The 25707-nt window shown below is 33.1% G+C and carries 27 protein-coding genes, 1 tRNA gene and 1 pseudogene (1 of these 29 running past the window's edge); 18 read left to right on the forward strand and 11 right to left on the reverse strand.

The window, feature by feature from the left end; genetic code table 11:
* On the reverse strand, positions 1-147 hold the 5' portion of the coding sequence (locus METBO_RS07600; RefSeq protein ID WP_048186407.1) for a tautomerase family protein. 78 nt of this gene lie to the left of the window's left edge; only the first 147 of its 225 coding nucleotides appear in the window; its start codon is at positions 145-147; its stop codon lies off the left edge, out of view.
* A 155-nt stretch (positions 148-302) separates the two neighbouring features.
* Between METBO_RS07600 and METBO_RS07605 the strand changes: the two genes are divergently transcribed.
* The 9 genes from METBO_RS07605 (at position 303) to METBO_RS07640 (ending at position 8378) form a co-directional block, all read left to right on the forward strand.
* Positions 303-695 (forward strand): winged helix-turn-helix transcriptional regulator, encoded by a 393-nt coding sequence (locus tag METBO_RS07605; protein ID WP_013645112.1) that lies wholly within the window; start codon positions 303-305, stop codon positions 693-695.
* Between the two features lie 180 nt (positions 696-875).
* A complete protein-coding gene (locus METBO_RS07610) occupies positions 876-1157 on the forward strand; it encodes a hypothetical protein (RefSeq protein WP_227717207.1) in 282 nt (93 codons plus the stop codon).
* A 152-nt stretch (positions 1158-1309) separates the two neighbouring features.
* On the forward strand, positions 1310-1597 hold the full coding sequence (locus tag METBO_RS07615) for a hypothetical protein (protein ID WP_013645114.1): 288 nt from the start codon (positions 1310-1312) through the stop codon (positions 1595-1597).
* A gap of 290 nt (positions 1598-1887) precedes the next feature.
* Positions 1888-4626 carry a cation-translocating P-type ATPase gene (locus tag METBO_RS07620; RefSeq protein WP_013645115.1) on the forward strand — a complete coding sequence of 913 codons (2739 nt, stop codon included), beginning with the start codon at positions 1888-1890 and terminating at the stop codon, positions 4624-4626.
* Positions 4627-4648: 22 nt separating this feature from the next.
* The gene (locus METBO_RS13620) at positions 4649-4795 is read left to right on the forward strand and encodes a hypothetical protein (protein ID WP_013645116.1); all 147 of its coding nucleotides are present in this window, start codon (positions 4649-4651) and stop codon (positions 4793-4795) included.
* A gap of 224 nt (positions 4796-5019) precedes the next feature.
* Positions 5020-6720, forward strand: coding sequence for an outer membrane protein assembly factor BamB family protein (locus METBO_RS13225; RefSeq protein ID WP_158304899.1), 1701 nt, complete (start codon positions 5020-5022; stop codon positions 6718-6720).
* Positions 6721-6874: 154 nt separating this feature from the next.
* Entirely contained in the window at positions 6875-7564 is a 690-nt protein-coding gene (locus METBO_RS07630) for a class I SAM-dependent methyltransferase (RefSeq protein ID WP_013645118.1), read from the forward strand.
* A 118-nt stretch (positions 7565-7682) separates the two neighbouring features.
* A complete protein-coding gene (locus tag METBO_RS07635) occupies positions 7683-7967 on the forward strand; it encodes an ArsR/SmtB family transcription factor (RefSeq protein ID WP_013645119.1) in 285 nt (94 codons plus the stop codon).
* A 78-nt stretch (positions 7968-8045) separates the two neighbouring features.
* Positions 8046-8378 (forward strand): hypothetical protein, encoded by a 333-nt coding sequence (locus METBO_RS07640; RefSeq protein WP_013645120.1) that lies wholly within the window; start codon positions 8046-8048, stop codon positions 8376-8378.
* A 333-nt stretch (positions 8379-8711) separates the two neighbouring features.
* On the opposite strand, the gene METBO_RS07645 is transcribed toward METBO_RS07640, so the two are convergent.
* Positions 8712-9230 (reverse strand): AbiV family abortive infection protein, encoded by a 519-nt coding sequence (locus METBO_RS07645; RefSeq protein ID WP_013645121.1) that lies wholly within the window; start codon positions 9228-9230, stop codon positions 8712-8714.
* 364 nt (positions 9231-9594) lie between these two features.
* On the opposite strand from METBO_RS07645, the gene dgt reads away from it, so the two are divergent.
* On the forward strand, positions 9595-11442 hold the full coding sequence (gene dgt / locus METBO_RS13020; protein WP_083804477.1) for a dGTP triphosphohydrolase: 1848 nt from the start codon (positions 9595-9597) through the stop codon (positions 11440-11442).
* Positions 11443-11673: 231 nt separating this feature from the next.
* Here the strand turns inward: dgt and METBO_RS07655 are convergent, their stop codons facing one another.
* Complete coding sequence (locus METBO_RS07655; protein WP_013645123.1) at positions 11674-12555, reverse strand: TIGR02391 family protein; 882 nt, start codon at positions 12553-12555, stop codon at positions 11674-11676.
* A gap of 595 nt (positions 12556-13150) precedes the next feature.
* Between METBO_RS07655 and METBO_RS07660 the strand changes: the two genes are divergently transcribed.
* The 6 genes and pseudogenes from METBO_RS07660 to METBO_RS07680 all read left to right on the forward strand — a co-directional run bounded on the left by METBO_RS07660 (position 13151) and on the right by METBO_RS07680 (position 16863).
* Positions 13151-14032 carry a hypothetical protein gene (locus METBO_RS07660; protein ID WP_013645124.1) on the forward strand — a complete coding sequence of 294 codons (882 nt, stop codon included), beginning with the start codon at positions 13151-13153 and terminating at the stop codon, positions 14030-14032.
* Positions 14033-14328: 296 nt separating this feature from the next.
* Positions 14329-14402, forward strand: a tRNA-Lys gene (locus METBO_RS07665).
* Between the two features lie 319 nt (positions 14403-14721).
* On the forward strand, positions 14722-15777 hold the full coding sequence (locus tag METBO_RS07670; protein WP_013645125.1) for a ketopantoate reductase family protein: 1056 nt from the start codon (positions 14722-14724) through the stop codon (positions 15775-15777).
* 163 nt (positions 15778-15940) lie between these two features.
* Positions 15941-16291, forward strand: a complete 351-nt coding sequence (locus METBO_RS07675) for a zinc ribbon domain-containing protein (RefSeq protein ID WP_013645126.1) — start codon at positions 15941-15943, stop codon at positions 16289-16291.
* Between the two features lie 105 nt (positions 16292-16396).
* A pseudogene (locus METBO_RS14065) lies at positions 16397-16488 on the forward strand (FN3 associated domain-containing protein); the annotation flags it as partial.
* Positions 16489-16509: 21 nt separating this feature from the next.
* Positions 16510-16863: an Ig-like domain-containing protein gene (locus tag METBO_RS07680; RefSeq protein WP_083804479.1), complete on the forward strand. Its 354-nt coding sequence runs from the start codon at positions 16510-16512 to the stop codon at positions 16861-16863.
* 323 nt (positions 16864-17186) lie between these two features.
* Here METBO_RS07680 and METBO_RS07685 read toward each other — a convergent pair whose 3' ends face one another.
* From METBO_RS07685 to METBO_RS07695, 3 genes are all read right to left on the reverse strand, one after another.
* Positions 17187-18095: a transglutaminase domain-containing protein gene (locus METBO_RS07685; protein ID WP_013645127.1), complete on the reverse strand. Its 909-nt coding sequence runs from the start codon at positions 18093-18095 to the stop codon at positions 17187-17189.
* A gap of 364 nt (positions 18096-18459) precedes the next feature.
* Positions 18460-18921 carry a hypothetical protein gene (locus METBO_RS07690; RefSeq protein ID WP_048186410.1) on the reverse strand — a complete coding sequence of 154 codons (462 nt, stop codon included), beginning with the start codon at positions 18919-18921 and terminating at the stop codon, positions 18460-18462.
* On the reverse strand, positions 18914-19603 hold the full coding sequence (locus METBO_RS07695) for a hypothetical protein (RefSeq protein WP_048186411.1): 690 nt from the start codon (positions 19601-19603) through the stop codon (positions 18914-18916). The genes METBO_RS07690 and METBO_RS07695 overlap by 8 nt, the downstream gene beginning before the upstream one ends.
* Positions 19604-20080: 477 nt before the next feature.
* On the opposite strand from METBO_RS07695, the gene METBO_RS07700 reads away from it, so the two are divergent.
* Both METBO_RS07700 and METBO_RS13025 read left to right on the forward strand, forming a co-directional pair.
* The gene (locus METBO_RS07700) at positions 20081-20260 is read left to right on the forward strand and encodes a hypothetical protein (RefSeq protein ID WP_013645128.1); all 180 of its coding nucleotides are present in this window, start codon (positions 20081-20083) and stop codon (positions 20258-20260) included.
* Between the two features lie 363 nt (positions 20261-20623).
* Complete coding sequence (locus METBO_RS13025) at positions 20624-22678, forward strand: histidine kinase dimerization/phosphoacceptor domain -containing protein (RefSeq protein WP_013645129.1); 2055 nt, start codon at positions 20624-20626, stop codon at positions 22676-22678.
* Positions 22679-22912: 234 nt separating this feature from the next.
* Here the strand turns inward: METBO_RS13025 and METBO_RS07710 are convergent, their stop codons facing one another.
* Genes METBO_RS07710 through METBO_RS14120 form a run of 5 tightly spaced genes read right to left on the reverse strand, consistent with a single transcriptional unit; the run spans position 22913 to position 25593 of the window.
* Positions 22913-23140 carry a hypothetical protein gene (locus METBO_RS07710; RefSeq protein WP_013645130.1) on the reverse strand — a complete coding sequence of 76 codons (228 nt, stop codon included), beginning with the start codon at positions 23138-23140 and terminating at the stop codon, positions 22913-22915.
* A gap of 13 nt (positions 23141-23153) precedes the next feature.
* Positions 23154-23312 (reverse strand): hypothetical protein, encoded by a 159-nt coding sequence (locus METBO_RS13625; protein WP_013645131.1) that lies wholly within the window; start codon positions 23310-23312, stop codon positions 23154-23156.
* An 18-nt stretch (positions 23313-23330) separates the two neighbouring features.
* Complete coding sequence (locus METBO_RS12810) at positions 23331-24401, reverse strand: endonuclease NucS domain-containing protein (RefSeq protein WP_013645132.1); 1071 nt, start codon at positions 24399-24401, stop codon at positions 23331-23333.
* 50 nt (positions 24402-24451) lie between these two features.
* Positions 24452-25426 (reverse strand): DUF3883 domain-containing protein, encoded by a 975-nt coding sequence (locus METBO_RS12815; protein ID WP_227717266.1) that lies wholly within the window; start codon positions 25424-25426, stop codon positions 24452-24454.
* Between the two features lie 38 nt (positions 25427-25464).
* Positions 25465-25593, reverse strand: a complete 129-nt coding sequence (locus tag METBO_RS14120) for a DUF365 domain-containing protein (RefSeq protein WP_227717208.1) — start codon at positions 25591-25593, stop codon at positions 25465-25467.
* Positions 25594-25707: the final 114 nt, after the last annotated feature.

Raw genomic sequence — 25707 nt, forward strand, 5'->3', positions numbered from 1 at the left:
GTGGCTTTGTGGAACTTCGTGTATTATTACCTCAACAGCTTCTGCTGAAATTCCAACATCCACGAAAACTTTAGTCAAGTTCTCAATTAAGTAATCTATCTTTGCTTGTTCAAAACCTTTCCAGACATTCACGTTTAATACTGGCACATTTATCACCATACACATGTTTTTAGAAGAGTTATTTATTAATGAACATAAACAAGATCATTAAGAAACAATTCATAATTTAAATGATCTTAAACTAACTTAAAGTAATTTTTCTAACCATTGGGTAATCACCTATTGGTAAGTGGAGGGTAAAAATGGGTAACGATCCATATTTAAACAAAATATACCAGACAATTGATGATACATTCGGCTATCTCAGGAAAAAATGGAATATTCAGATAATCAAAGGATTATTTTGTGACTGTAAACATTTCAAAGACTTTTTAGAACAACATCCAACTTTAAGCAGTAAAGTTCTGGCCGAAAGATTAAAGGAATTAGAAGAAGAGGGCATCATCGAAAAAAAATCTGTTAACTCAACCCAAACAGAGTACTGCCTCACAGAAAAGGGTCTGAGATTGAATAAAATTATCTATGAGATGTTTGATTTTGCCTTGGATGAAGTTATGAAGGATGAAAAAAGTTCCAAACAGAAAGCTGAATCCAGAGAATATCTGAATAAGTGCCTGTTAACAGGAAAATCGTGATTTAACAGTTTTAGTTTACTTAACTTACTTGAATTGTTAATTAATTAGGTTCATACTATGAATATTTCATATCTGTCTAAATTTAACAGTTCTGGTTTGAATTCCATTTTAAGATGGTAAATATTCTACATATTTAAAATGTTTCTCATTAATTTGTAGGGTTACTACTTGATAGGATAGGTGAAAGAATTGGTTGATATTGTAATTATGGTATCCATTATTTCCAGCATAAGTTCAATTGTACTAGCAATATTTGCCATATTATTTTCCATGAGGGTTGAAAATAGACTTAAGAATAATTTTTTAAAGTTAAAGGATGTTATGGATAATAATCATGAACGAACTAAAGAAGTTCTGGCGAACATGGACCGTGAAGCAGATGAAATAAAAGCATCAGTATACGAATCTCAAGAAGAACTGAAAAAAGAACTCATAAAGATCATTGACGACCATGATACTTGAGTAAAATAAGAATAATACCATCAATATTATCTAAAAATATTTAAATCTAATCCATAGATTAGTAATTCTTAAAAAAACCTCTATCAAACTTATTTCTGAATCGTTAATTGTTTATTCTAAACTGAACAAAATAATATATTATGTGATAAAATATGTTATTTGTAGCAGAGCACACCCACCCCGCCTCTGAATGTCCCATGTTATCAGATGCCGGGAAAGATATGATAAAGGAACTATTTTCTGAAGAAAATATAAACAAAGCAGGGATTGAACTTGTTGGGGCATATATGAGCTGTCCCGTAGATGAAAGTTCAGATCATAAGGGATATTTCATAATTGAAGCACCTGATAAAGAAACCATAGTGAAATTCTTTGGCCCTATGAAATTATTAGAGCTCAGAGAAGTAAAACCCTTCAGTGAAATAGCAAAAACATTGTAAATAAAATTCATTCTTTTTTTTTAATACCATTATTTCCAGTGAGCAACCTGTAACCCTCCAATCAAAGAATTAGAAGATTAAAATGGATATTGAATTAAATAATTTAAGTATCAAATATTTATTTTAGAATTGAATTTAAGATCAAATAATTAGAATTTTCATTCAATTAATAATATCATGGACCAACTGTTGAGGGTTTCAAACGAATTTAAACTATCTAATATTTATTTTAGAAAGTCTATAAATCTTGATAGCGATTATCATTTTTATTTGAAGAAATTTGGACGAAAATGAAAATTAAAACTTTGGCTCCGGAAGACGTTTACAACGAGTTAAGTACTTCAAAGAATGGATTAAATCCTGATGAAGTTGAAAACCGTTTAATCAAGTATGGGTTGAATCAGATCCAGGAAGTTAAACAAAAACCTTTAATTTTGAAATTTGTTGCCAATCTGTATCAGTTACTGGCCCTGCTACTTTGGGGTGCGAGCATCCTGGCTTTTATTAGTGGAACTCCTCAACTTGGATTTGCAATCATTGCTGTTATAATTATCAATGCAATTTTCAGTTTCTGGCAGGAATTTGAGGCAGAAAAAGCTGTTGATGCCCTAAAAAAGATTTTACCCTCATCTTCCAAGGTCATAAGGCAGGGTAGTGTGGTGGAGGTACTTTCCTCCCAACTGGTTCCTGGTGACGTGCTGGTTCTTGAAGAGGGGAACAATATTTCAGCTGATGCCAGGCTGGTTGAAGCCTATCAAATGAAGGTTGACAGTTCCACACTCACAGGTGAATCTAAACCCGTTAGAAAAGTTTCAGATCCTGAGGGGAATGGTGATGAAAATATTGTTAACTCCCATAACCTGGTTCTTGCAGGTACCAATGTTTCATCGGGATCTGGTAGGGCAGTTATATTTTCAACAGGTGTAAACACTGAATTTAACAAGATAGCTTCGCTGACCCTTGATGTTAAGGAAGAGCCCAGTCCCCTCCAAAAACAGTTGGCCCGTTTAACACAGTTAATTGCACTTATAGCAGTTTTAATGGGTGTTACACTTTTCTTTTTAAATATCTACGTTGTTAAGCTCAGCCTATCCGTTGCATTTTTATTTGCCATTGGACTCACAGTTGCAAACGTTCCTGAAGGTCTGCTTCCAACTGTTACACTGGCACTTGCAGCTTCTGTTAAGAAGATGGTGGGTAAAAATGCCCTGATAAAAAGGCTTTCAAGTGTTGAAACCCTGGGTTCAACCAACATAATATGCACAGACAAAACAGGAACACTCACCAAGAATCAGATGACGGTGCGTAAGGTGTGGATACCCTACGATGTTATTGATGTTACAGGGGCAGGTTACGATCCAGCTGGTGAATTTCTTCAAGGTGGTGGCCAGGTCTGTCATAAAGATGTGCTTGAACTCAAACTACTCATGAGGTCGGCAACATTTGCAAACGATGCCAAACTTGTTCCCCCAGAAAAGCCTGGTGATAACTGGAAGATATATGGAGATCCAACCGAAGCATCACTTTTGGTTGCTGCACAAAAAAATGGTTTTGACTGGGAAGCTGAACTTGCGAAGTATCCCCGTATATACGAACTTCCCTTTGATTCCCAGAGAAAATCCATGAGTTCCATCCACATGGTTGACAACAGAAAGGTAGCCTACATCAAGGGAGCTCCTAAAAAGATCATAAAACTCTGTAACGAAATATCTGTAGAAGAGAAACCCATACGATTCACAGAGGAAGAGAAGAAGAAGGTTGTAGCCGAACATGATAGGCTCGCTGCAAGCGGACTTAGAATTCTTGGTATGGCCTACAGAAATCTACCATCTGATTTTGAGGATTACGATCCAGATACTGTTGAGAAGGATATGATATTTCTAGGCATGATTGCAATGCAGGATCCACCGCGACCAGAGGTACTTCCTGCAGTTCGCGACTGCCACAAGGCAGGTATCAGGATAATTATGATCACTGGAGACTACGGGCTTACAGCACGTTCCATAGCCCATGAAGTGGATATTGTTGGGGATGAAAATTGTAGAATTGTTAAGGGTAAAGAGTTAACTGAAATGGATGATGAAGAGTTGAAAAAACTTCTACAGTCTGGTGACGATATCATATTTGCACGTGCCGTTCCTGAGCATAAGATGAGAATTGCATCTGTCCTGGAGGATATGGATGAGATCGTTGCAATGACAGGTGACGGTGTGAATGATGCACCTGCACTTCGAAAGGCAGATATTGGTGTTGCAATGGGAATAACTGGAACAGATGTTGCTAAAGAAGCATCTGACATGGTGCTTACAGATGATAACTTCGCAACCATTGTTTCAGCCATTAAAGAGGGGCGAACCATATTTGAAAATATCCGAAAGTTCATCACCTACATATTTGCCCATGAAACAGCGGAGATCATTCCATTCATCTTGCTGGTCATCTTTAAAATACCACTGCCCATAACTGTCATGCAGATACTTGCAATTGATCTGGGAACAGATACTTTACCTGCCCTGGCCCTTGGAATGGGCCCATCAGAATCCGATGTTATGGACAGACCACCTAGACCAAGAAATGAAAGACTCTTAAACTGGGGAGTTATATGGAGGGGTTACATATTCCTGGGTTTGATCGAAGCCTTACTTGTTATGAGTGGCTACTTCTGGGTTTTATACGGAGGAGGATGGAGCCTCGGAGAATCGTTACCCTTTACTGATCCCCTCTACTTGGAAGCAACCACCATGGTCTTTGTTGGAATTGTCACCTCCCAGATTGGAAACTTGATAGGGTGTCAGACCACACGAACATCAACCTTCAAGGTGGGAATCTTTAAAAATAAATGGATAATGCGGGGTATAATATTTGAAGTCGCTGTCATGCTCTCAATTGTGTACGTACCATACCTCCAATCTATTTTCGGAACAACAGCCCTTGACATCTATCAATGGCTCTACGTCATAACTTTCATACCCATAATGTTCTTTGCAGAGGAGCTGAGGAAGTACGTTGTGAGAAGAATAAACAGGTAAAAACTTCGTTAGGTGGATTAAAATGGATGATGATGAATTAAAGAAGAAGAATGAACTTGAAAGAAAGATGGAAAGAAAAATTGATTGTCTGATAATGTTGGGAGTGGTAATTCTCCTCTTGGTTGTAATAGTAATAGGCATACTCATCCGTACAAGTCCATTCTGGTGAACTACAAACTAACTTTACATTGCCCACCCCAGCGTATTAGTAAATTTAATCTGTTCCATCTACATCATGCATATTATTTTTGGCTATAACCCTAACCCAGAGAAAAGGTTAAGGGTTTTAAGGGTATACTAAAATTTAGTTTAGAATATATATGTATGTGGGGTTTTGGCATATTAGGGCAGGGTAAATTAAAGAAAACTGGGAATCAAAATAAATTTGGTAAGATGGTTATAGTTTTAGTTTTAATATTTTTTGGAACGATTATTCTCTCGGGAGCTGTTTCAGCAACAAACCTTGGAAACACACCACAACCTAAATTTCATCACGACGCAAACAACACAGGCCAATCAGAGTACAAAGGACCACAAACCAACACCACCAAATGGAAATTTAGAACAGGAGGAGGTATACTTCCTTCTCCAGTTATAGGGGCCGATGACACCATTTACATTGGCAGTGTAGATAAAAATTTATATGCTCTCTACCCCAACGGCACTGTGAAATGGAGTTTCAATTCAGGATATCAAATAGGTTACACTCCTGCAATTGATAGTGAAGGCACCATATACCTTGTATGTACTGGTATGTTATATGCCCTGTACCCCAATGGAACTGAGAAATGGAATTATACTCCAAACTATAGGGATATAATAGCTACATCTCCGGCTATTGGAGCTGATGGAACAATATATATCGGAATTTCCACTCACAGATATTTGGTTAACAGCACTTTATGTGCCCTAAACCCCGATGGAATATTGCAATGGAATTGCACAGTTGGTAATATGTTAGTATCAACTCCCGCCATTGGAAGTGATGGAACTATTTATTTGGGAACTTTTGATAATCATTTATATGCAGTGTATCCAAATGGAACCCAAAGATGGAATTTTACAAGTAATGATATTATAGTTTCCTCTCCAGCCATTGGAAGTGATGGAACATTGTACTTCGGATGTGAAGATCATAATGTATATGCTTTAAACCCTGATGGCTCGTTAAAATGGAAATACCTAACAGGAAACATTACAGATTCATCCCCTGCAATTGCAAAGGATGGAACCATCTACATTGTATCCCAGGATAAATTTATATACGCTTTAACACCCTCTGGAAATTTAAAATGGAAATATTGCATATATAGCGGTGACCATCCTCTTCAAATGTCTTCTCCAGCCATTGGAAGTAATGGAATAATATACGTTGGAAGTGGTGATGGATGTGCATATGCTATTAACCCTGACGGTTCTCTAAAATGGAAGTATCAAACAGGAAAATTTATTGACTCTTCCCCATGTATTGGAAGTGACGGCACACTCTACATCGGAAGTGAAGACGGTATCCTCTATGCCATTCATGATAAGACCACACCACCTAGTGCCAGTTCCAATCTTAAATCAGGAATTTACAACACCACAAAGGTAGTTAAACTAACAATGAATGATTATGGAACCATCTACTACACACTAAATGGTAAAACACCCACAACCGTAAGCAACCGATACACAGGACCCATAACCATCAATTCCACAACCATTCTCAAGTACTTCGCAGTGGATCTGGCAGGCAACAAATCCCCAGTTTACACAAACACTTACACCATCGACAAAACAGCACCCAAGATCACCACTACCACACCAATAATCAATACCAAGGGAGTGGCCTTAACAACACCCATAACAATTAAATTCAGCGAAAAAATCAGCAAGGGAACCAATTTCTCACGCATCTACATTAAAAATATTAGCACAGGCAAAGTTACACAAACCACAGTCACAATATCTGGAAACACACTCACAATTAAAATGTTAAAAACCAGACTGAAAAGGAACAACTACGAAGTTTACATCCCTACAAATGCAGTTAAAGACCTGGCAGGGAACAACAACACTAAGTACCTTCTAAACTTTAAAACAAGAGCTTAATAACCCAAATTCTTAAATAATTCTACTTTTTTATATTTTTGCGTTATAATATTATAAAATTAAATTCTAAACATTACATAGTGACAAAAAGAGATGTATAATATATTGAAGTTAATGAATTTTTTAATGATAAAAAACTTTAAGGGGGATTTAAATGCCTGCTAAAGATAACAGTTCATCCCACAGATCAGAAGATTACGATCTCCAGATTGGAGACACCATTCCTTACTACGAATCGTTCCATGATGAAACCTTGAATATGGTAAAGACAATATTAAAGGAACCTAAAATTTGGTTGGACACTGGATGCGGCACAGGAACACTGGTTAATAAGGCAGTTCAAGAGTTTGATACCACCAGTTTCATACTCTCAGATCCATCCCCTGAAATGTTGAATCTGGCCAGAGAGAAACTTTCAAACCAAACTAAAAGGCTCAGAATTCTTAACCCCAACGAAACCTCCAATATTTCACTGGGTAACGATTTAAAACCCGATGTTATAACAGCAATTCAAGCCCACCACTACCTCTCCAAAGAGGAAAGGACTGAAACCACCAAGGTCTGTTACGATCTTTTAAGGGATGATGGTGTTTACATCACCTTCGAAAATATACGCCCAAAAACAGAGGAAGGAATTAGGGTAGTGAAGGAGTACGTGAAAAATTATCAGCTCAAAAGAGGTAGGGATGAAGAAACTGTGAATAACTTTTTGAAACGATTTGATGTGGAGTTCTTCCCAATTAAAGTTGAGGAACACATTTCATTACTTGAAAAAACCGGTTTTAAAGTGGTTGAACTGTTTTGGATGTCCTACATGCAGGCAGGATTTTACTGTATCAAATGATGTAGTGTTCATTTACTAAACCCAAACCGTGGGTAATAAGTAGTAGGGAAGGTTAATAAGAAAAGTAAGGGTTCTTTAAAATAGTATTTCATTGCGGTTTGTTAGGGGTTAAGGTTTTATGAAGAAAGTATTTTTATGGTGGTTGATCACCGGAAACAAGGGTGGGGAAAACCGGGGTAGAATCATACTTGAACTTCATAACAGACCATACAATCTTAATAAGCTTGCTGAAAAGCTGTGTCTGGACTATAAAACTATAAAGCATCATATTGATGTTTTAAATGAAAATAATCTGGTTAAATCAACTGGAGAAAAGTACGGTGCACTTTACTTCCTGTCCGATGAAATGGAAAAGAACTACGCCGTCTTCCTTGAGATCTGGGAAGAATTTAAGGAAATGTAAGTAACCCAACTAAGCAATGATGACTTTGTAATATTAAAAAAATTAAAAAAATATTTGTGTTGTAAAAGGTGTGAGTAGATGTTTATGGATCTGAATTTGTTAGGATTTTCCAATGTGCTTCCAAGTTTGTTTATTCTCGTGAAGAGTTCACCATTAATTACCAGCGTGGCAAATATCTGCCTGTTAATTGGAATGCTCTACGTATACCTTGAAAGGTATCAAAAAGTTAAATCCAAATTCACAACCACACTTGTACTCTTCTCACTGCTATTTCTGATACAAAACATAATCTTCTCAGTTTACCTAATATACTATCCACCAGTAACCATAGAAGCCGCAGCTTTGCCCCTGATATTTTTAGGCCTGGAATTCGCAGCCCTGGCCCTACTACTCATGATAACTAGGGAATAAACCACATTTTCTTTCCAATTCTTCGTTTCTATTTTTATTTGATTTAAAACCATTAGTAATCCCAATAACCATACAAACATCTTTTAAACCCTCACATAACCATAGCATGTATGCTATTAATCGATAATTTCTTAGCATTATATTGGACTATAACGAAGTAGGAGTTAGACAAAGTAATTTTCGCCACATTTTTCAGAAAATATCTTAGCCTATTCTCAAAATTTACTAAATACCTCCTATTTAACCCACTAAGTATAGGTATCTTGGTTCGATTAAGCTACTTTAAACTAAAAATTGTAAATAAAATGTGTTAAGATGAAAAAAGAAAAAAACTTATTTATTATGCTCTCTAAATTGGTTTACTTCTTCAAGAATTTTTAGCCATTCATCGGGACTAGGTCCTATTGATTCTCCCTGTATTTCTGCATAAATTTCACCAGCAAAACAAACTAATAAAAAAGCATCATCTCTTGAAATTACCTTTTCAGGAGTCACCATATCTTCTTCTAAATACAATGAATTATTTCTCATGTCAAATAATTTTTTTTTTAACACTAATTCAGCAAATTTACTTTCTTTTTTACTGTATATTCTTGTAACCCGATAATTGTTACTGAGATTATCAAACGCAGCGTAGATATATTTTTTATGATGATTATAGAATCCTTTATCATCAAACGATCCTCCTAAAGATTTATTCCTAATAATTGACAGTTTTCCAATTTCTTCTATAAGTGTAATAGCAAAAAATGAAGCTAATTGATATTCAGAATCTTCAAAGAATTTAATGCAAAGTTTCCAATATTTTTCAAAATGATTTTTTACGTCTTTGGGTAATTTCTTTGAGGTCATAAAATCACTTATAATTTAAATTCGGGAATATTAATCTTAAGATGTTCTATTTGAGACAATTTCATTACAATAATGTTAAAAACACTATTTGCTATAATTTAAATGATCAATTATTAATATCATTAATTTCAATTAAATTATTGAATCTTTATTTTCAGTTCTTTGTCTATTTCTTAATACAATAATATTTTTATTACTGTAGCATAATATATTTGGAGGGGGAATTATTTTTATTGATAGTTTAACATTTGAGGATTTAAAAAAAGGCAAATATGATGATTTAAAAAGAGAAGTTTTCGAAAACTATTCTCAAAAACCTTCTTTTAAAGATAGAAAAGTATCATTTGAAAATGATACTTTAGATCTGGATAGGAACGAATTTTCTAGAGATCGAGATAGGATTATCTTTTCAAAAGCTTTTCGAAGATTAGAACATAAAGCACAAGTCTATTCCCATTTAAAAGGAGATCATTATAGGACACGGTTAACACATACTATTGAAGTCATGCAAATTGCTAGAAGCATAGCTAGAAATTTAGGTTTAAACGAAGATCTAACTGAAGCTATTGCTTTAGGACATGATATAGGCCACACTCCATTCGGACATCAAGGAGAAGAAGTTTTAGATAATATAATGCGAGGGACTGATAATTTAGGTGGAAATTTAAAATATCGAATAAATTATTATGGGTTTAAACACAATTTTGAAAGTATAAAGGTTCTAGATATTTTAGAAAAAAAATATGAAAAAGAAAAAGGGTTAAATTTAACTTGGCAAGTAATTGAAGGCATATTAAAACACACTAAAACTAAAAAAAAAGGTCAAAAATGGGATATTAATCGATTTATACAATGTAAAAAATATATTGAAAAGTTTTTGAGATATCCGGATCATTCTGTAACATTAGAAGGACAAATAGTAACTATAGCTGATGAAATTGCACAAAGACAACATGATTTAGATGATGGATTGAGGGATAATGATCTTAAATTAGACGTAAATAAAATTATTAGTTATATTAATGAACAAATTATTAACATACAAAATCAATTAAAAAAAGATACGTTCAACATAACAGATTTAGATGAAAAATATTATAAGCAATTTAGTTCTTATATAAAAAATTCAACTCCTAAAGACGTTCTTACTAAAGATATGATTATTAAATACAAATTGAGTGAAAAACGTACTATAGACTATGAATTGTGGGACAAAATTGTTATGGATAGTTTCATAGTGGAATATGTAGTCCCGGATAAAATTGAAATTAAATTACTTCGAGAGCTAGAAACTAGAATTAAAAAAAATAAAAATTGTAAGAATGAAACCTATATTTGGAATTCTTTAATTAGAGATATAATAGATTATTTCATTAAGGATGTTACTTTTAATTCATTAGATAAATTAAAAAATGATGTTAAAACTCATTGTAAATTACAATTAGTTAATTTAGATTATATTAACTGTAACAAAAATAACGAAATCCAAAGTGGAAATAAAAAATATTGGAAAAAAAGAAAATATTTTGATTCAAAAATAATAGATTTCAGTTATTCTGCATCTGAATTTGATAAAAACATAGAGAGCTATATCAAAAATCAAATTTTAAACTCCTATAATGTAAACGTCTTTGATGGTAAAGCTATATACATTGTAAGACAATTATTCAAAGCTTTTTATACTAATCCCAGACAGATGCCTAAGGAACAGTTAAATAAATTATATCAAGGAATTGTTGAAACGATTAATTTGTCAAATTGTAATATAATTTTACATGGAAAAAAATTAGAAGAAATAGAATTTAAAACAAGCCCGCCTATGGATATAAATCAGCTGATTAAGTTATTGAAACTTGAATTTAATAAAGAAGAATTAGAATTGATATTTAAAAAAACATTCCCTGGAAATCATTTAGATTTAAATTATCATTTTTTAAAATTAATCGGAGGAGATTATTCCAGTATAAATAAAGATTGCAAAAAATGTGATGATCAGTTTAACAAAAAGGTTATTGAAAAAATATTTGATAAAATAAATATTATAACGGTAAATGATATTCCCTATGAAATAGAAGAACTTCAACAACAAATCATTTTCATAAAATGTTTATTAGAACTACATTACGTATACTTATCTATAATTTGTGATCATATTGCTGGAATGACAGATAACTATGCTAATAATGAATACAAAAAACTTTATTTGGTGTGATAACTCCCAATTGTGTTATTATATTAAGATATAATTAAATGAAATAATCAATTTTAACAAAAAATAACATTCATTATTTTTTTTATTTTTTTAAAGAATATATTGGGAGAGTTATTTATAGATTTAGTGGAAGAATATAAGGAATTCAAAATTTCCAAGCCTTCATTAGGCAGTGTAAATTGAAAAAATAGATTAAATGGACAGAATTGTTATTACATGATTAGTTTAAAATTAATCTTCATTTATTTCTATAGCATTATCCAATTTAAACATCAATGAGCTGGCTAAGAAAATAAAATGTATTGCTTCATTTTTATTTATTTCAATATTTTCATGAGCCTTTGGATTTCTTATAGCTTGCATTGATCCAGAAAAAAGCTGTTTATATCCTCTTTGTATATTTTTTCCAGTTTTTTTCGAAAGATCATCTAAAATTATAGTAGGATTAGATGTATTTGAGAATGAAAATGCAGTATCCATTAAATGTTTTCCATCTAATTCTTGTCCTATTTTATTTTCTACGATTCGTTTAACTCTAATATTAACCTCTTTAAACGCTGATTCAACAGCATCAGCATAATGTTCATTGTTAAATCTTGATTTAGATACTTTAACAATATTTTCATGTATTAGATCCCAAAAATCAATAATATTATTCTCTTCCATAATTTTTTTTGAATTTGAAAGAGTATTAGCATGTTTAGTTCTCTCTTTAGCTATTTTCAATAATCTTAGATTTTCTTCTTTTTTATAATTGCTAATATCTTCCATATAATCATTAATTGAACTTATAAGATTACTATCTTCCTCATCTAATTCGTATACATTTTCACCTGTTTTTATAAAAAGATCCTCAATTGAACTTAATTGTTCTCCACATAATTGTTGACCTCCATATATCCAATCTGTTTCAGGAGCATCTGGATCCAATGAACGTAAATGAATAAAGGGAAAATCAACTGCTACTAAATTTTCTTCAAAACAATTCCCACCAATAATTTCATTTATTTTATTGTATAATCTTAAATAAATCCGATTAGACTCCTTATCGAATAGAATAAAACCTCCACCGAAAAAATTTTCGAGAAAATCAATTAAAAGCTGGTAAAACACTAATAAACGATAAAGTTCCTGATAACAAGTATCATTTTTAAATTCTTTTTTATCTTTAATTTCTTCTTCTTTGGGCAGATTTATTCCCCCTATATTATAGTATTATTAAATAGATTGAATTATACTAATTTATTTATTTCTCAAATTTTCGGGGTGGAATCTTGATTATTAGATCCATTCTTAGAGTGCATTATGAACACCATTAAAGAAATCACGATATACTCCTCAATTTATGAAATTTAATATTGAAATATACTAATTTTATCTTGGAAAATATGTTATAGCCAACACTTAATAAAATGGTATAAAAGATAGATTAGTTACGACATTATTTATCAATTTTTTTTCTCTCAAAGTGAAAATGAAAGTGTACACGTATATATATCATGGTTCAGCGATCTTAATTTGGTTTGAATTTGGAGGGAAAAAAGAGTGAAAGCTGATTAAATTTTGGAATAACTACTTTTAAGTGTTTAAACAAGAATTAAGTAATCAAGAATTGATTAAAAAAATGAAATAGTTTTAGGGGAATTGAATTTTTTAATAAAAATTTCCCTTGGGTTAAATAAAAAAATAATAATTTGGGGTTAAAAAAATGGATATAAAAGAAATTAAATCTTTTGAACTGACACCTTTTACCAAGATGTCAGCTTCAATATACGGAGTATTAGGCTTTGTTGCAGCCGTTGTTATTTTGGTTGCAATGGTCATAGTTCAGGTGACTGGAGTTGCATCTGAGATTGGTTCATTCAACGTAATAACAGGTATTGGAATACCTTTGATCATACTCCTTCCAATACTAGGATTTTTCAGCACAATTGCTGTGAGCTTCTTCTCAGTCATACTCTACAACGCACTTGTACCTAGACTCGGCGGAATAAAATTGGGCATGAATGGAAATGAAATAGAAAAAATTCCAGAAGTATCATTTGCACTCATACTAGCAGCCATAAGTGCAATATGGGCCTTTATTGTAGGACTAACGCTTGCAGCTGTTGCTTCACCCATCCTTTCGATCATAGGATCAACACCTGATGCAACGGGCATAGCAGCAAACTTCACCAATATCACAGGATCAGCCATACCAACCGGTACAAATTTCGGTGCCATAGGAATAATACTGTCTGTGGCCCTGATAATTGGACTCCCAATATTGGCATTTGTGCTAACCTTCATAAGTAACGCATTCTTTGCAATATTCTACAACTACATCGTAACCAGGGTAGCTAAAATAAACATAGAATTTGCATCCATCCGAGAATCACTCCATGAAATCAAACACATACCAGTACTTCCAACTGCACTGGCAGTGGCACTGGTCTACCTGATCATGGGAATCATAACAGGCCTGCTATCACACAACTACACAGAGTTCATAAGTAACTTCATACTCTACTTCATTGAAACAGCGCTCATAGCCATACTCTACAACTACCTTGCACCAAAGATCGGTACAGTCAAATTAGATCTCGAATAATTAAGGGATCTACTTTTACAATTCTTTTTTTTTAAATTCTTTTTTGAGCTGAACTATTTTAAAGGTCTGGGTTAAAAAGTTAAACAGTTCAATAACAACTTTTGATATTTGATCCTATATTACACAGGGAATAAACGCATATTCTGTCCATATTAATACTGGTATTCATGTTGAGTGTTTGATTTGGTAAATATATGGGATATTAGACTGCATTAAGGAAATAGAAAACTTTAATAGTCATGATATTGAATGTTAAGTATTGGACTTATTTCCAGTGAATTGTATTTTATTTTGAGGGGCCCGTAGCTCAGTCTGGCAGAGCGCTCGGCTCTTAACCGAGTTGCCGCGGGTTCAATTCCCGTCGGGCCCGCTCCTATTATAAATCATAACTAAAAACTGCACTTTTTTTCTACTAACTGACCCTCATACAATTTTCACCAACTACTCAACAAAATCTTGGCTTAATAGGTTTTTAGGGCTAATTTTTAGTATTAATAACTGTAAAAATTAGTTATAATTAACATAGTTCCCTTTTTTACACCAATAGTCTAAAATAAATAATAATTAATTTATATTAGAATTTTCGTATCATTTAACATGTGCAGATTCAAATTGTAGAATATCTAATTAATAAATAGAAACTTCTTTTGGGCTGTTTATGGTCTTAATTGAATGTGGGGGCAATTTGTTTGGAAACTGTTGAATTTGAAAGAATTGGAATAATGGGTGCAGGTTCTTTGGGCATCATACTCGGAGCTTACATTGCAGAGAAAAGACAGGTAGACCTGATTGTTTCAAGCAAAGCTACTGCGGATGCATTAACTACCAATGGTGCACGTGTAGTTGGAAAGGTTAATAAAACCGTGCCGGTACATGCCCTGCGTGCAAAGGATATGGAAGGAACCTATGACCTTTTTTTGTACATGGTGAAACAGACAGCCAACGGTACTGCCATTCCTCAGATGCTGGATCATTCACATGATAATACCGTGGTGTGCACACTTCAAAACGGCCTCCCCGAACTTGCTGTGTCTGAAGCCTTCAGTCAGGATCGGACAGTTGGTGCACCAGTATCTTGGGGTGCTACCGCAATAGAGCCGGGTGTTTCCATGCTAACCACACCCATCAATGAAGCTTATTTTGCCCTGGGCAGCATGACACCACGTGGTAGTAAATATTTACCAAACATTCAAGCTATTCTCGAACTCATGTGTACAGTACACACCTCAGACAACCTTTTGAGTCTTCGATGGTCTAAATTAGTGATAAATACCGTAATGACAGGAACAAGTACAGCTATAGGAGGTTCCTTTGCCAAGGTGTTTGATAATGATTGGGCATTAAAAAGTGCAGCCTATGTTGGACGAGAAACTATAGAAGTTATTTCAGCAAGTGGCACATCTATGGGAATTGGGGAGTTGGATTTCTCAAAAATATTTTCCTTCGACAGTGATGAAACAATTTCCAAGACCATGAAAAATATTTACAACCTTTGGAATGGCTCAAGACAAGCTGAAGCATCGATGCGACAGGATCTTCTAAAGGGCAGGAAATGTGAAGTTGATTCAATCAACGGAATTGTGGTTGATGTTGGTAAAAAGCATGAAGTACTCACCCCTATGAACGATCTTATAGTGGACATCATACATGCAAAGGAAGCTGGAACCATACCCGTGAATGCGTCCTGCAAAGCCCTGTTTGAGGCTAAAATTGCAGAGATTGAAACTGCATCAAAGGTTAGATAAGCCCATATCTTGTATAACTAATAAGAAACAGTTCCAATTAAAACAAATGAATCATGGGACTAATATAATAATACTGTAATCAAAAAGCCTCTCAGACTAAAATAAATAGTTAAATATATTCTATTGAATATAAATTAATTATTAAGATGGTTGGGAGGTTTTAGTGGTGGTGGGAACTAAATATTGTTCTAATTGTGGACAGCAAATCGATGAAGAAGCAGAGGTATGTCCAGAATGTGGTGTTAGACAGGCAAGACCGGTTTACAGGGAAGTTGTTTATCAACAAAAAAATCCTGGACTTGCAGCAGTATTATCAGCATTATTTGTTGGATTTGGACAAATATATAATGGCCAAATAGCTAAAGGATTAATAATGATGGTTCTTTATTTCTTTTCAATACTTTTGGTCCTGGTACTTATAGGGTTAATAACAACTCCACTCATTTGGATATTTGGTATTTATGATGCTTACAATACTGCAAAAAGAATCAATGATGGAGAAATAGTGGTTTAATCCTTCATTAATTTTTTTTAAATTCTTTGAGAATATACATTACCAACAGCCACATCTCTATCAACAGGTGGAATTTACAACACATCTAAGACAGTTGCTTTGTACATGAGCAAATCAGAAACCATCTACTACACCTTAAACGGAACAACACCAACAAACAAGATAATGTGTACACTCAACCATTGGCAATTTCAAAAACAACTGTACTCAAATTTTTCATGATAGATCTTTCAGGAAACAAATCCCTGATCTACACACAGAACTATATCATAGACAAAACAGTTCCAGTAGTAACCAAATCCACGCCTAAAAACAATTCTAATGGAGTGTCTTTATACTCAGCAATATCAATTATTTTCAGTGAAAGCATTAATTTGGGAACCAATTACTCCAAGATATACATTAAAAATTTGAGCACTGGAAAACTGGTGTCCATAACAAAAACACTCAATAAGAACACGTTAACAATTAAGATGTCAAGTAAAATGTCAAGTTTAAACAACTACCAGGTTTACATACCTTTAGGTTCAGTTAAAGATCTGACTGGAAAAACAACACAAAATATACAGTAAATTTTAAAACAGGTAAATATTAAGCCCATTCTCTTCTTTTTTTAAATATCCAACGAAAAATTTACTGGTTATATTTCTTTCATTATAAAATATGCTCAAAAATGGTTAAGGGAATTTATAGCAGGTACAATGTGTGTTCATAATCAATAATATTTCTGAGCATGAGCATCTGGCCATAGTAGTTTCAGAGATTATCTTGCTGTACAAAGATTAAGGTCTCCCTAGGATCGTTCGTAATTATAAGGTTGTTTTGGATTCTATAAAAATTACAAGATAATCCTTTAAAAAGAAGAAAAAAGATGTGTGGAAATGTTAATTTTTTTTTATACTGATGACTTTACAACGTAATGTCCTGAACCTAGTGCACTGTAGTGTTGACTGTTATACTTTGCATAATTCCAGGTTTGCCATCCATTACCGGTGTTTATTTCAACCCAGCGATGTAGGTAGTAAATTCCACCTGAAGTTGTGCTCATAATTCTTACTGGGATACCTGCTGCTGATAGTTTATTGTATAACCAGCTGCTGTCTGCCCAGCAGTCTCCATAACCGCATTTGTCCATAACACTTGCACTTGACTGTCCCTGAACATCTCTGAATTTTGCTTCGGCATATCCTATAGAATCAACTGATGCCAGTGCATTTGAACTGATCTTATTGGTTGTGCTGGTCTTTGAGAATGGTGCAACTGAATCGTAGTTAGGTAGTCTGTTGTTTGCTGCTTGAAATGCTAGAATCTTACTGAAACTGTAAATCAGATTCTGGTACTTGATCTTTCCAAGGGAACAATTTTCATAGTTAGGTGCCTTACCATTGGCGTAGATGTACGACCTTGTGATCTTGGCTAGGTTGATGTATTCCGTCTTTGTTAACTGTCCTGATTTTAGATTTTCAACAGGATTTGATGGTGCTGTTACATTTTTAAGAGTTATTGATGTTGTTTTTTTATTGCTGAGTTGATATATATCGTCTGATATTAATTGTAGGAACTGTGGCATAGTGACATTTTTATTATTAATTGTCACGTAACATGGTAATTTATTATTCTTTTCGTAGTAAGATTTAACTTTAGATGATGCAGCACCGATTTGACTCGGTGTGAAACTTGTTTTAACTGTTGCCTGAGATGCAACTGTAGTTTTGGTGTGATTTGTAACGTTAATATTATTTGTAGTAACAGCAGAAGCGCCGCTTACATTAAAAAACAGTACTAAGCCCGATAGCAATAGCACTGATAAGATCCATTTTCCCTTAATTATACCGCCTCCATGTCCTAAAATTCAATTCAATTCGTATAAAGAATCTTTTTTTAAGACAATTGACTATCACATTATTAACACTTATAAATCTTTTGATTTTTATCTCAAAAAAAGGAAGATCACAGCTAATTTTAACAATCAAGACATTTTTAAAGGATATTGAATAACTCAAAAATCAACATATATCTTGCAGCAAATCCTTAACCCAACAAATCCAAATTTAAATAATTATACGCCTTATTTCAGGATTTATGAAAGGTTAGAAGTGAAATTAAAACCAAATTCTACGGGTTAAATATAAAAAAAAATTATTTTTAATCCAAGTCAAAATTTAACGTCATAACTTGGATTGGACCAGAAATATACCAGCAAATAATCCCAATATAATAATTACTAGGGCCATTCCTGAATTTAAAGGGGATGATGTTGCAGACTTGTTGGGAGTGTTGTTGTAAAGTACTTGTTCTCCTAAATATTTTTTGGCAGGTATGGTTGGTAGTTCCTTTGCAGGTGTTTCATTGCCATAAAACAGAACATTATCAGGATATCCATGGGCACCAGTTAAAGCTCCTCCATCAAAGGAGGCCCAAACACTCACCTTGGAAATGGTGGAATTATTTATAAATTCATAGCTTGTAACATCCCTTCTATCCAAACCAAAGGTATCTCTACCTACAATTTTTATTGCTGCATCCACTGGGTCTGTGCTGGTCTCATTGTATTTGCTAACTACAAAGTAACTGGGATTGTTGGCAAGTTTAACATAGTCTCCATCGTTCATTTTAAACATGTCAGTCATGTTTGCTAACTACAAAGTAACTGGGATTGTTGGCAAGTTTAACATAGTCTCCATCGTTCATTTTAAACATGTCAGTCATGTTTGCTGGGCTGTCTGGAATTCTCCCATCGTAGGATGTTACTGCCACGTTGTTGTCGGGGGATTTAATAAGGAAATGGCCCCAGTGATTCTCTTTAATAATTGCATTGGCCTCATTTATATCCTGCTTCTGGATACTGCCACGTGACACTATTTCGCTTCCGAGTTTTTGAAGCATTTTATTGATATCAGGATCATCCTTTCCACCGATACAGATTATCCATCCACTTTGAGTGATTATGACGTGTGTAAAATAACCTCCCTGTGTTTTATATTCATGGATGGCATTTTGACCACTGAAACTCATATTTTCAATGATTGTATCTGCAGAATTATTAGAATCCCTCCTGTAGGACACAACATCATGTCCTGAACTTACATGAACAACAACTGAACAACAACCAGAATCAGTATCAGAACCAATTGAATTTGATCCTGCACTATTAAAATCTGTAACAGGCAAATCTAAAACATTCTGATCAAAGTTAAAAGCATTGTATCCCTCAAAATTTTTGTGTTTATCATGTGGACTAAACTGAGTTAAACCAGTTAAAAGCACCAAACCAACCAATCCAACCATCAGGAAGATGTTCCCATTTTTCATACCATTATACACTCACTTCTTTTTATTCCATTGGTAAATATTGTTAGTTATAGAATTAAAGATATTAATTTTATGGTTAAGGTTAACCTCAAAGTATTAGGTTAATACAAATTAAAATAAGATTATGTTGTTGGAAATACTGTTAACAAAAGTATGATGCAGTGCAGTTAATGGTTTAAACTGTTTTCACGGCTATTTAGAAAATGGTTAGTTGCTTGTGAAGCTAATAAGTATTATTATAATGGTAATAGTTAATAATACTTTACATACATAAAAGTATGATTACCAAATTAAATCAATATTTTAGCATTTATTTTATCCTTTTACCCAAATAACCCAATTGACAAAAATAGATAAATTTAATGATTATTTGATAGGAAAATGTATTAATATCTTAGAATATATTATTATTTATGATATGCATCCTACCATATTTTAGATCTACAAAAAATTTAATAAAAATTGGAGGATAATAAAATGGATTATGTACCTCAATTAGCAGAAATAGGTAAAAAAATTACTGAAATGAATGAATTTGAAGTAGATGCTCAGGAAATGGATTATATTAGTGAATTATATGAATATACTAAATATATGATGATGATCTATGATGGTTGTGACATCTCCCGTCCCCAGATGATGTTCATATATAGATAGATCTAAATTATTTTTTTTGGATAATATTTAGATAATAATAGCTTTTTCATAGTTAGATTAAGTTAATTTTAAAAAGTATTAAAAAAATATCATCTATCTTGACATTTGATAAATTTTCCCTATTCAATTCTAATTTTTCTTCAAACTTGAAAAATCTTTAAAACTCAGATATCTTCTTAATTTATTCTTTGTTATATGCAGTTGATTAACATATTTTAACACATCTGTTAGTAGCTTGATCAAAAATAAAAGAAAAACCTTTAATTGAATATGAAATCTAACTACATAACATAGTCTATTTGGTAATTGAACAAATTGCCTATAACCTTTTTAAATTTAATTAACTCAGGAAATGATTATATTATGATTAATAAACCTTTAATTTCCATCAAAACTGGTTTTATTATAGCTTTGGTAATTGTGACCTGTTCTTTACTTTTCACAGTACTGCTTGAAAATAATTCAGCTTTGATGATGGTTTTTGGAGATATTTTCCCCATATTCGTTGACCTGCTCGTTGTTTTGACCCTTTTTTATGCGACTGCACGTTCCTTAAAGTACGGTAAAAAAGTGCAATTTGCATGGATGTTTATAACGTTCTCATTTATTTTTTACACTGTGGGAGATGTAGTATGGGCCATATTAGAATTGGGAATTTATCAATCCCCCTTTCCATCAATTGCAGATGGTTTCTATCTAATTTTTTATCCCCTTTTTGCCATTGGTATCTATTACTTGTCCAGTTTTTCATTTACCAAGACTGAAAAACTTAAAATATTTTTAGACATGGGAATAATAATTATTTCAGTTGGACTCATATTCTGGACATTTTTGATTAGTCCAATTCTCGCAAGTGGCGGAGATTCATTTGCAAATACCATATCAGTTATTTACATAATTGGTGATTTTCTATTGTTCTTTGTTTTGTTAAGAGGCATCTACAGTAAGTACGATGAAGGATCCATGCCATTGCTGTTTCTGAGCATGAGCCTCCTCGTCATGATAGTTACAGATATTATTTTCGCTGTGCAAACATCACAAGGAACCTATGTATCCGGCGGATTTCTGGATACCGGATGGATAATTAGTTTCGTCTTGGTTGGACTGGCAGCATTTTTACAAGCCACCCCTGAAAAACTCGATCTAAGCAGATATTCCAAACTAGTAAACAGCATCCAAAAACACAGCCCAACTCCATATTTACCCCTTATCTGGGCGTTAATTGCATTTATAATACTTTTATGGGCAAATAATAATCAATTTGATTCAAATTACATTTTAACAGAATTTCTAGTTGGAATCATAATTCTATTGGTGATCATCCGTCAGTTCATCACAACGAGGGAAAATAAGAAACTGTTATTCCTGGCAGAAAAGGAAATAGAATCCCGTAAACTCGCAGAAAATGCAGCACTTGAAAATGAGATATATTACAGGGCTATCTTTGAAAATACAGGAACTTCCATGTTGATGATCGATGAAGATATGACAATTTCAAGGGTCAATTCCCAGGTTGAAATATTAACTGGATACTCAAAGGAAGAGATCGAAGGCAAGAAAAAATGGACTGACTTTGCAATTGAAGAAGAGATTGAAAGGATCAAAGGATACAACGAACTTAAAAATGAACCTGACAAACGTCCCAGGGAGTACGAAACCAAGGGACAGGATAAAAATGGAGATATAAAGGATCTGCTAGTGACAGTGGTTACAATTCCCGGCACAAAAAAACAGCTGGTATCACTTATGGATATAACCGAACGTAAAACAGCTGAAAATCAGATCAAATCCTCCCTCAAAGAAAAAAATATTCTGCTTAAGGAGATACACCACAGGGTAAAAAATAACATGCAGATCATTTCAAGCCTCTTAAGCCTCCAAACGAAATTTGTAAACGATGAAGAAGCCCTTGATATCTTGAAAGAAAGCCAGAACCGTGTCAGATCCATGGCCATTATCCATGAAAAACTGTACCAGTCCAATGATATCTCACAGATAAATTTTGGAGAGTACATAGAAAGTTTGGTTTCAAACCTTTTTTATTCCTACAACGCCAACAACACCGACATCAAACCAGTGTACGATGTGGAAGATCTGAGTTTGAACATAGACACCGCAGTTCCATGCGGACTCATAATAAGTGAACTCGTATCTAACAGTCTGAAATATGCATTTCCAAGAGAGAAAAACGGGGAAATATTTATATCCCTCAAGTTTAGGGATGGTAAGTATTATCTAAGAGTCCGTGACAACGGTGTTGGAATACCTGAATTTGATGTTGAAAAGCTGGATAGTTTGGGACTTCTACTGGTTTTCAACTTAACAGAACAGCTGGATGGCAACATCACAATAAACAGAGAACAGTGCACTGAGTTCATCATCACATTTGAAGAGCTCAACTACAAAAAGAGGATATGATCCATAAAATCATTATTAAAATTTTAGTTTAATTTTTCATTGCTTCAATCACTTTATCTACAAGTTTCCAAGGGGAGTTTACGTGTATGGAGATCATCATATAGTTCTGGCACTTTAAGATTTATATTACCCTCTTCCGCTATCCAAGCTACTGCAGATAGATCATTACCAGCAATCCAACTTGAACAATTACCTCTTCGCCTACGAAGAATCTTAGCTTGTTCTTTCAGTGTTCTACGTATAAATCATCCCAATACAATTTAAAAATATCATAACTGACTTCTGGACTGTCAACATCAGTTTCATCCATTTAATATTTAATTTTTCTATTACTTCAATAACCTTATTTACAACATCCCACATCTCATTTAAATCTAAAGGCGTCACTTTATGAAGTTCATACACATTAATATCAATTTTACCCTTTTTTGCTATCCAAAAAATTGCGTCAAAATCGTTCATGATAATGGAGCTTTTACAGTTTTCTTTCCTCTTTCGGAGAAAATTTAACTTGTTCTCTCAAAGCTTCAACATATAACTCATGATCATATAACTGAAATATCTCAATAGCAACTTCAGGACTTTCTTCATCATTTACAATTAAATTTATATCCAAATCATTGTTAACATCCATGATAAAATCTCCTCCTAATTAATTATCATCAGAGAGTTTTACTCCATTTTTTTTGATATTTTCAATTGTATGGGATAATACATCTTTAAATTTAGACCATTCAACATCAGTTAATTCTCTTTCCAGATCGAATACAAATCCATTCCCCACCTTTCTAAAAATATTCAAATCTAGTGTTTTTTCTACATAATCTGAAACTATTATATCACCGTTTTCTACTTTTTTTGATATCATACTAACCGTTGAGTTCATGGTTTGTCCAGTCACTTTTAAGTCGCAGTAACCTTGTAATAAACTGACTTTTTCGTTACCAATTCTAACATTTAATGAAAATCCCGTACCACCCCAATTGAGTATTAAATCTTTTTCATCACTGAATTTAAAAAGTTCTTCAAAAAAATGCGTTCCATATTGATTTAAGTGTTCAAAAAACGTTTTTTCTGTTATTTTACCCTTGGATAATGTTTTGCTTTTTTGTTCACGATATACCATGAACTCTTTAGCTTCAGGTATTGGTACGATAATATCAGGTGTTACAACAATTTTTTCGTCCAATTTATGAGATTCAAGCTTGACACAGGAAATATCAATCCCATTATCACGCAACCATAAAACTGCAGCTAATGTTTCCTCCTTATAACTGTTAGCAACAATTATTATTCGTGGTTGATTGTCGAAATCTGAAAATTCCTTGTTTTCAATAAAATCAATAATTTCTTCTTTGTTTACATCTTTTGATTTATTGTTATCTTCTGTTCTAATCTCTGCCACTTGATCTAAAGTAAATGTAGAACAATATGCAGCATAATGGATAGCTTGTAAATCCACAAAAGCATTGGCTACATCACGTTTTAATTCAATAACGACTAATTTTCCATCATGATCTATTGCCAATATGTCTAATCTTTTATTAGTCTTGTCAAATTTATCATATTCTTTAGTTACTATTAACAAGTCTTCTCCCAATATCTCTGGACATTCAAAAATCCACTCTTGTAAATCTTTTCGTTCCATAATACCTAATTCTGAGAAATTGACTTCATTAATAAGTTTTTCTAACTTGTTATTCTCCCCTATTACTAAAATCATTATTATCCCTACATTTTCAGATACAAATCCAAAAAATTACACAAATTATTTCAATTAACATAACATTTTGCACTGACCTTTTCATCAATTTCCAATTTATTACCTTCTATATCTTGCCATATTCCATTTTCATCGTTATATGAAAATATTCTTAGAATAGGCTTTTTTAGTGCATTGGTAACAACAGATATACGATAGTCTTCTTTAAATTCTTTCATCTTTTCATATTCATTTGGAGTGAGTTCAATTGCCACATTTTCTTGTGATAATCCTTTAACTTCTATTTTTAACTTGATATTATCCATTACTGCTTCAAGGTCCCATCCAACATTGTCTTTTTCTTTAGACTCTACAGTATACCCATATTTTTCATAATATTTGATCGTATGATTTATTGCAGTTACTTCAATTTTTTGTCTTTGATATGTGTCAACTTGGCGAGAAATACTGTGGTTTCTTTTCTTATCATTTTTTTTAGGAATAATATTCTCATAGATATAATTTAAAACTTCATTTCTGAAGTCTTCATTTGATTCCTGTGATGCATACCATATATTCGACTGTCCCATCCAACCTTTACCTCTTTTAATATGAAAAACTCTTTCGTCTAATGCTAATAGTTTTGAATCTTCTTCTTTTGCTTTTACATTATATCCAATCTTTTCATCTTTAAAATTTCGATTCAACTCATCAGAATACTGATATTCTTTATATAAAGTTGCATCTTTATACCAACCAACAATTACATTGCCACTAGTAGGTTTTGTCGCAACCCATATAGCAAGAACATTATCTATAGAATCATCTTTTGGATCTGCACCAAGTCTTTCAATATGAATTTTAGATGAACGTGGAGGTTGTACAAAACCATAAACAAATCCATCATATGGTAAAAAATTATAAACTTCATGTCCAAACTTATTTTCATGGACATATGAACCACCACCTTGGATAATATCACCATTAATAATCCCTTGATAACTTTTCATCCATCCTACATTTAAAAAAATAATCCTTTTATTCACTGATTCCAAAATAACCCCCCCCCCATGAGTAGTAAAATTCAACCTTTGTTAATCTCTATCATTTTAAATTCGTCTTCATAAATATATTTGCCAGCAGCAGTGACATAACGGTTAGGTTTAATAGGTTTCTTAAATTTCTCAAAGTTTTCAAAACCAATGACAAACATAGTTTTACACCCTTTAATCTATTCTTTGAGTTCATCGTTGAGTTCATCAAATTCGTACCATGTTTTTTAGAAATGGAATTATGGTTAATTTTTTCTATAAATATTATATTAACC

Source organism: Methanobacterium lacus, from assembly GCF_000191585.1.
In the GTDB taxonomy this organism is placed as follows: Archaea; Methanobacteriota; Methanobacteria; order Methanobacteriales; family Methanobacteriaceae; genus Methanobacterium_B; species Methanobacterium_B lacus.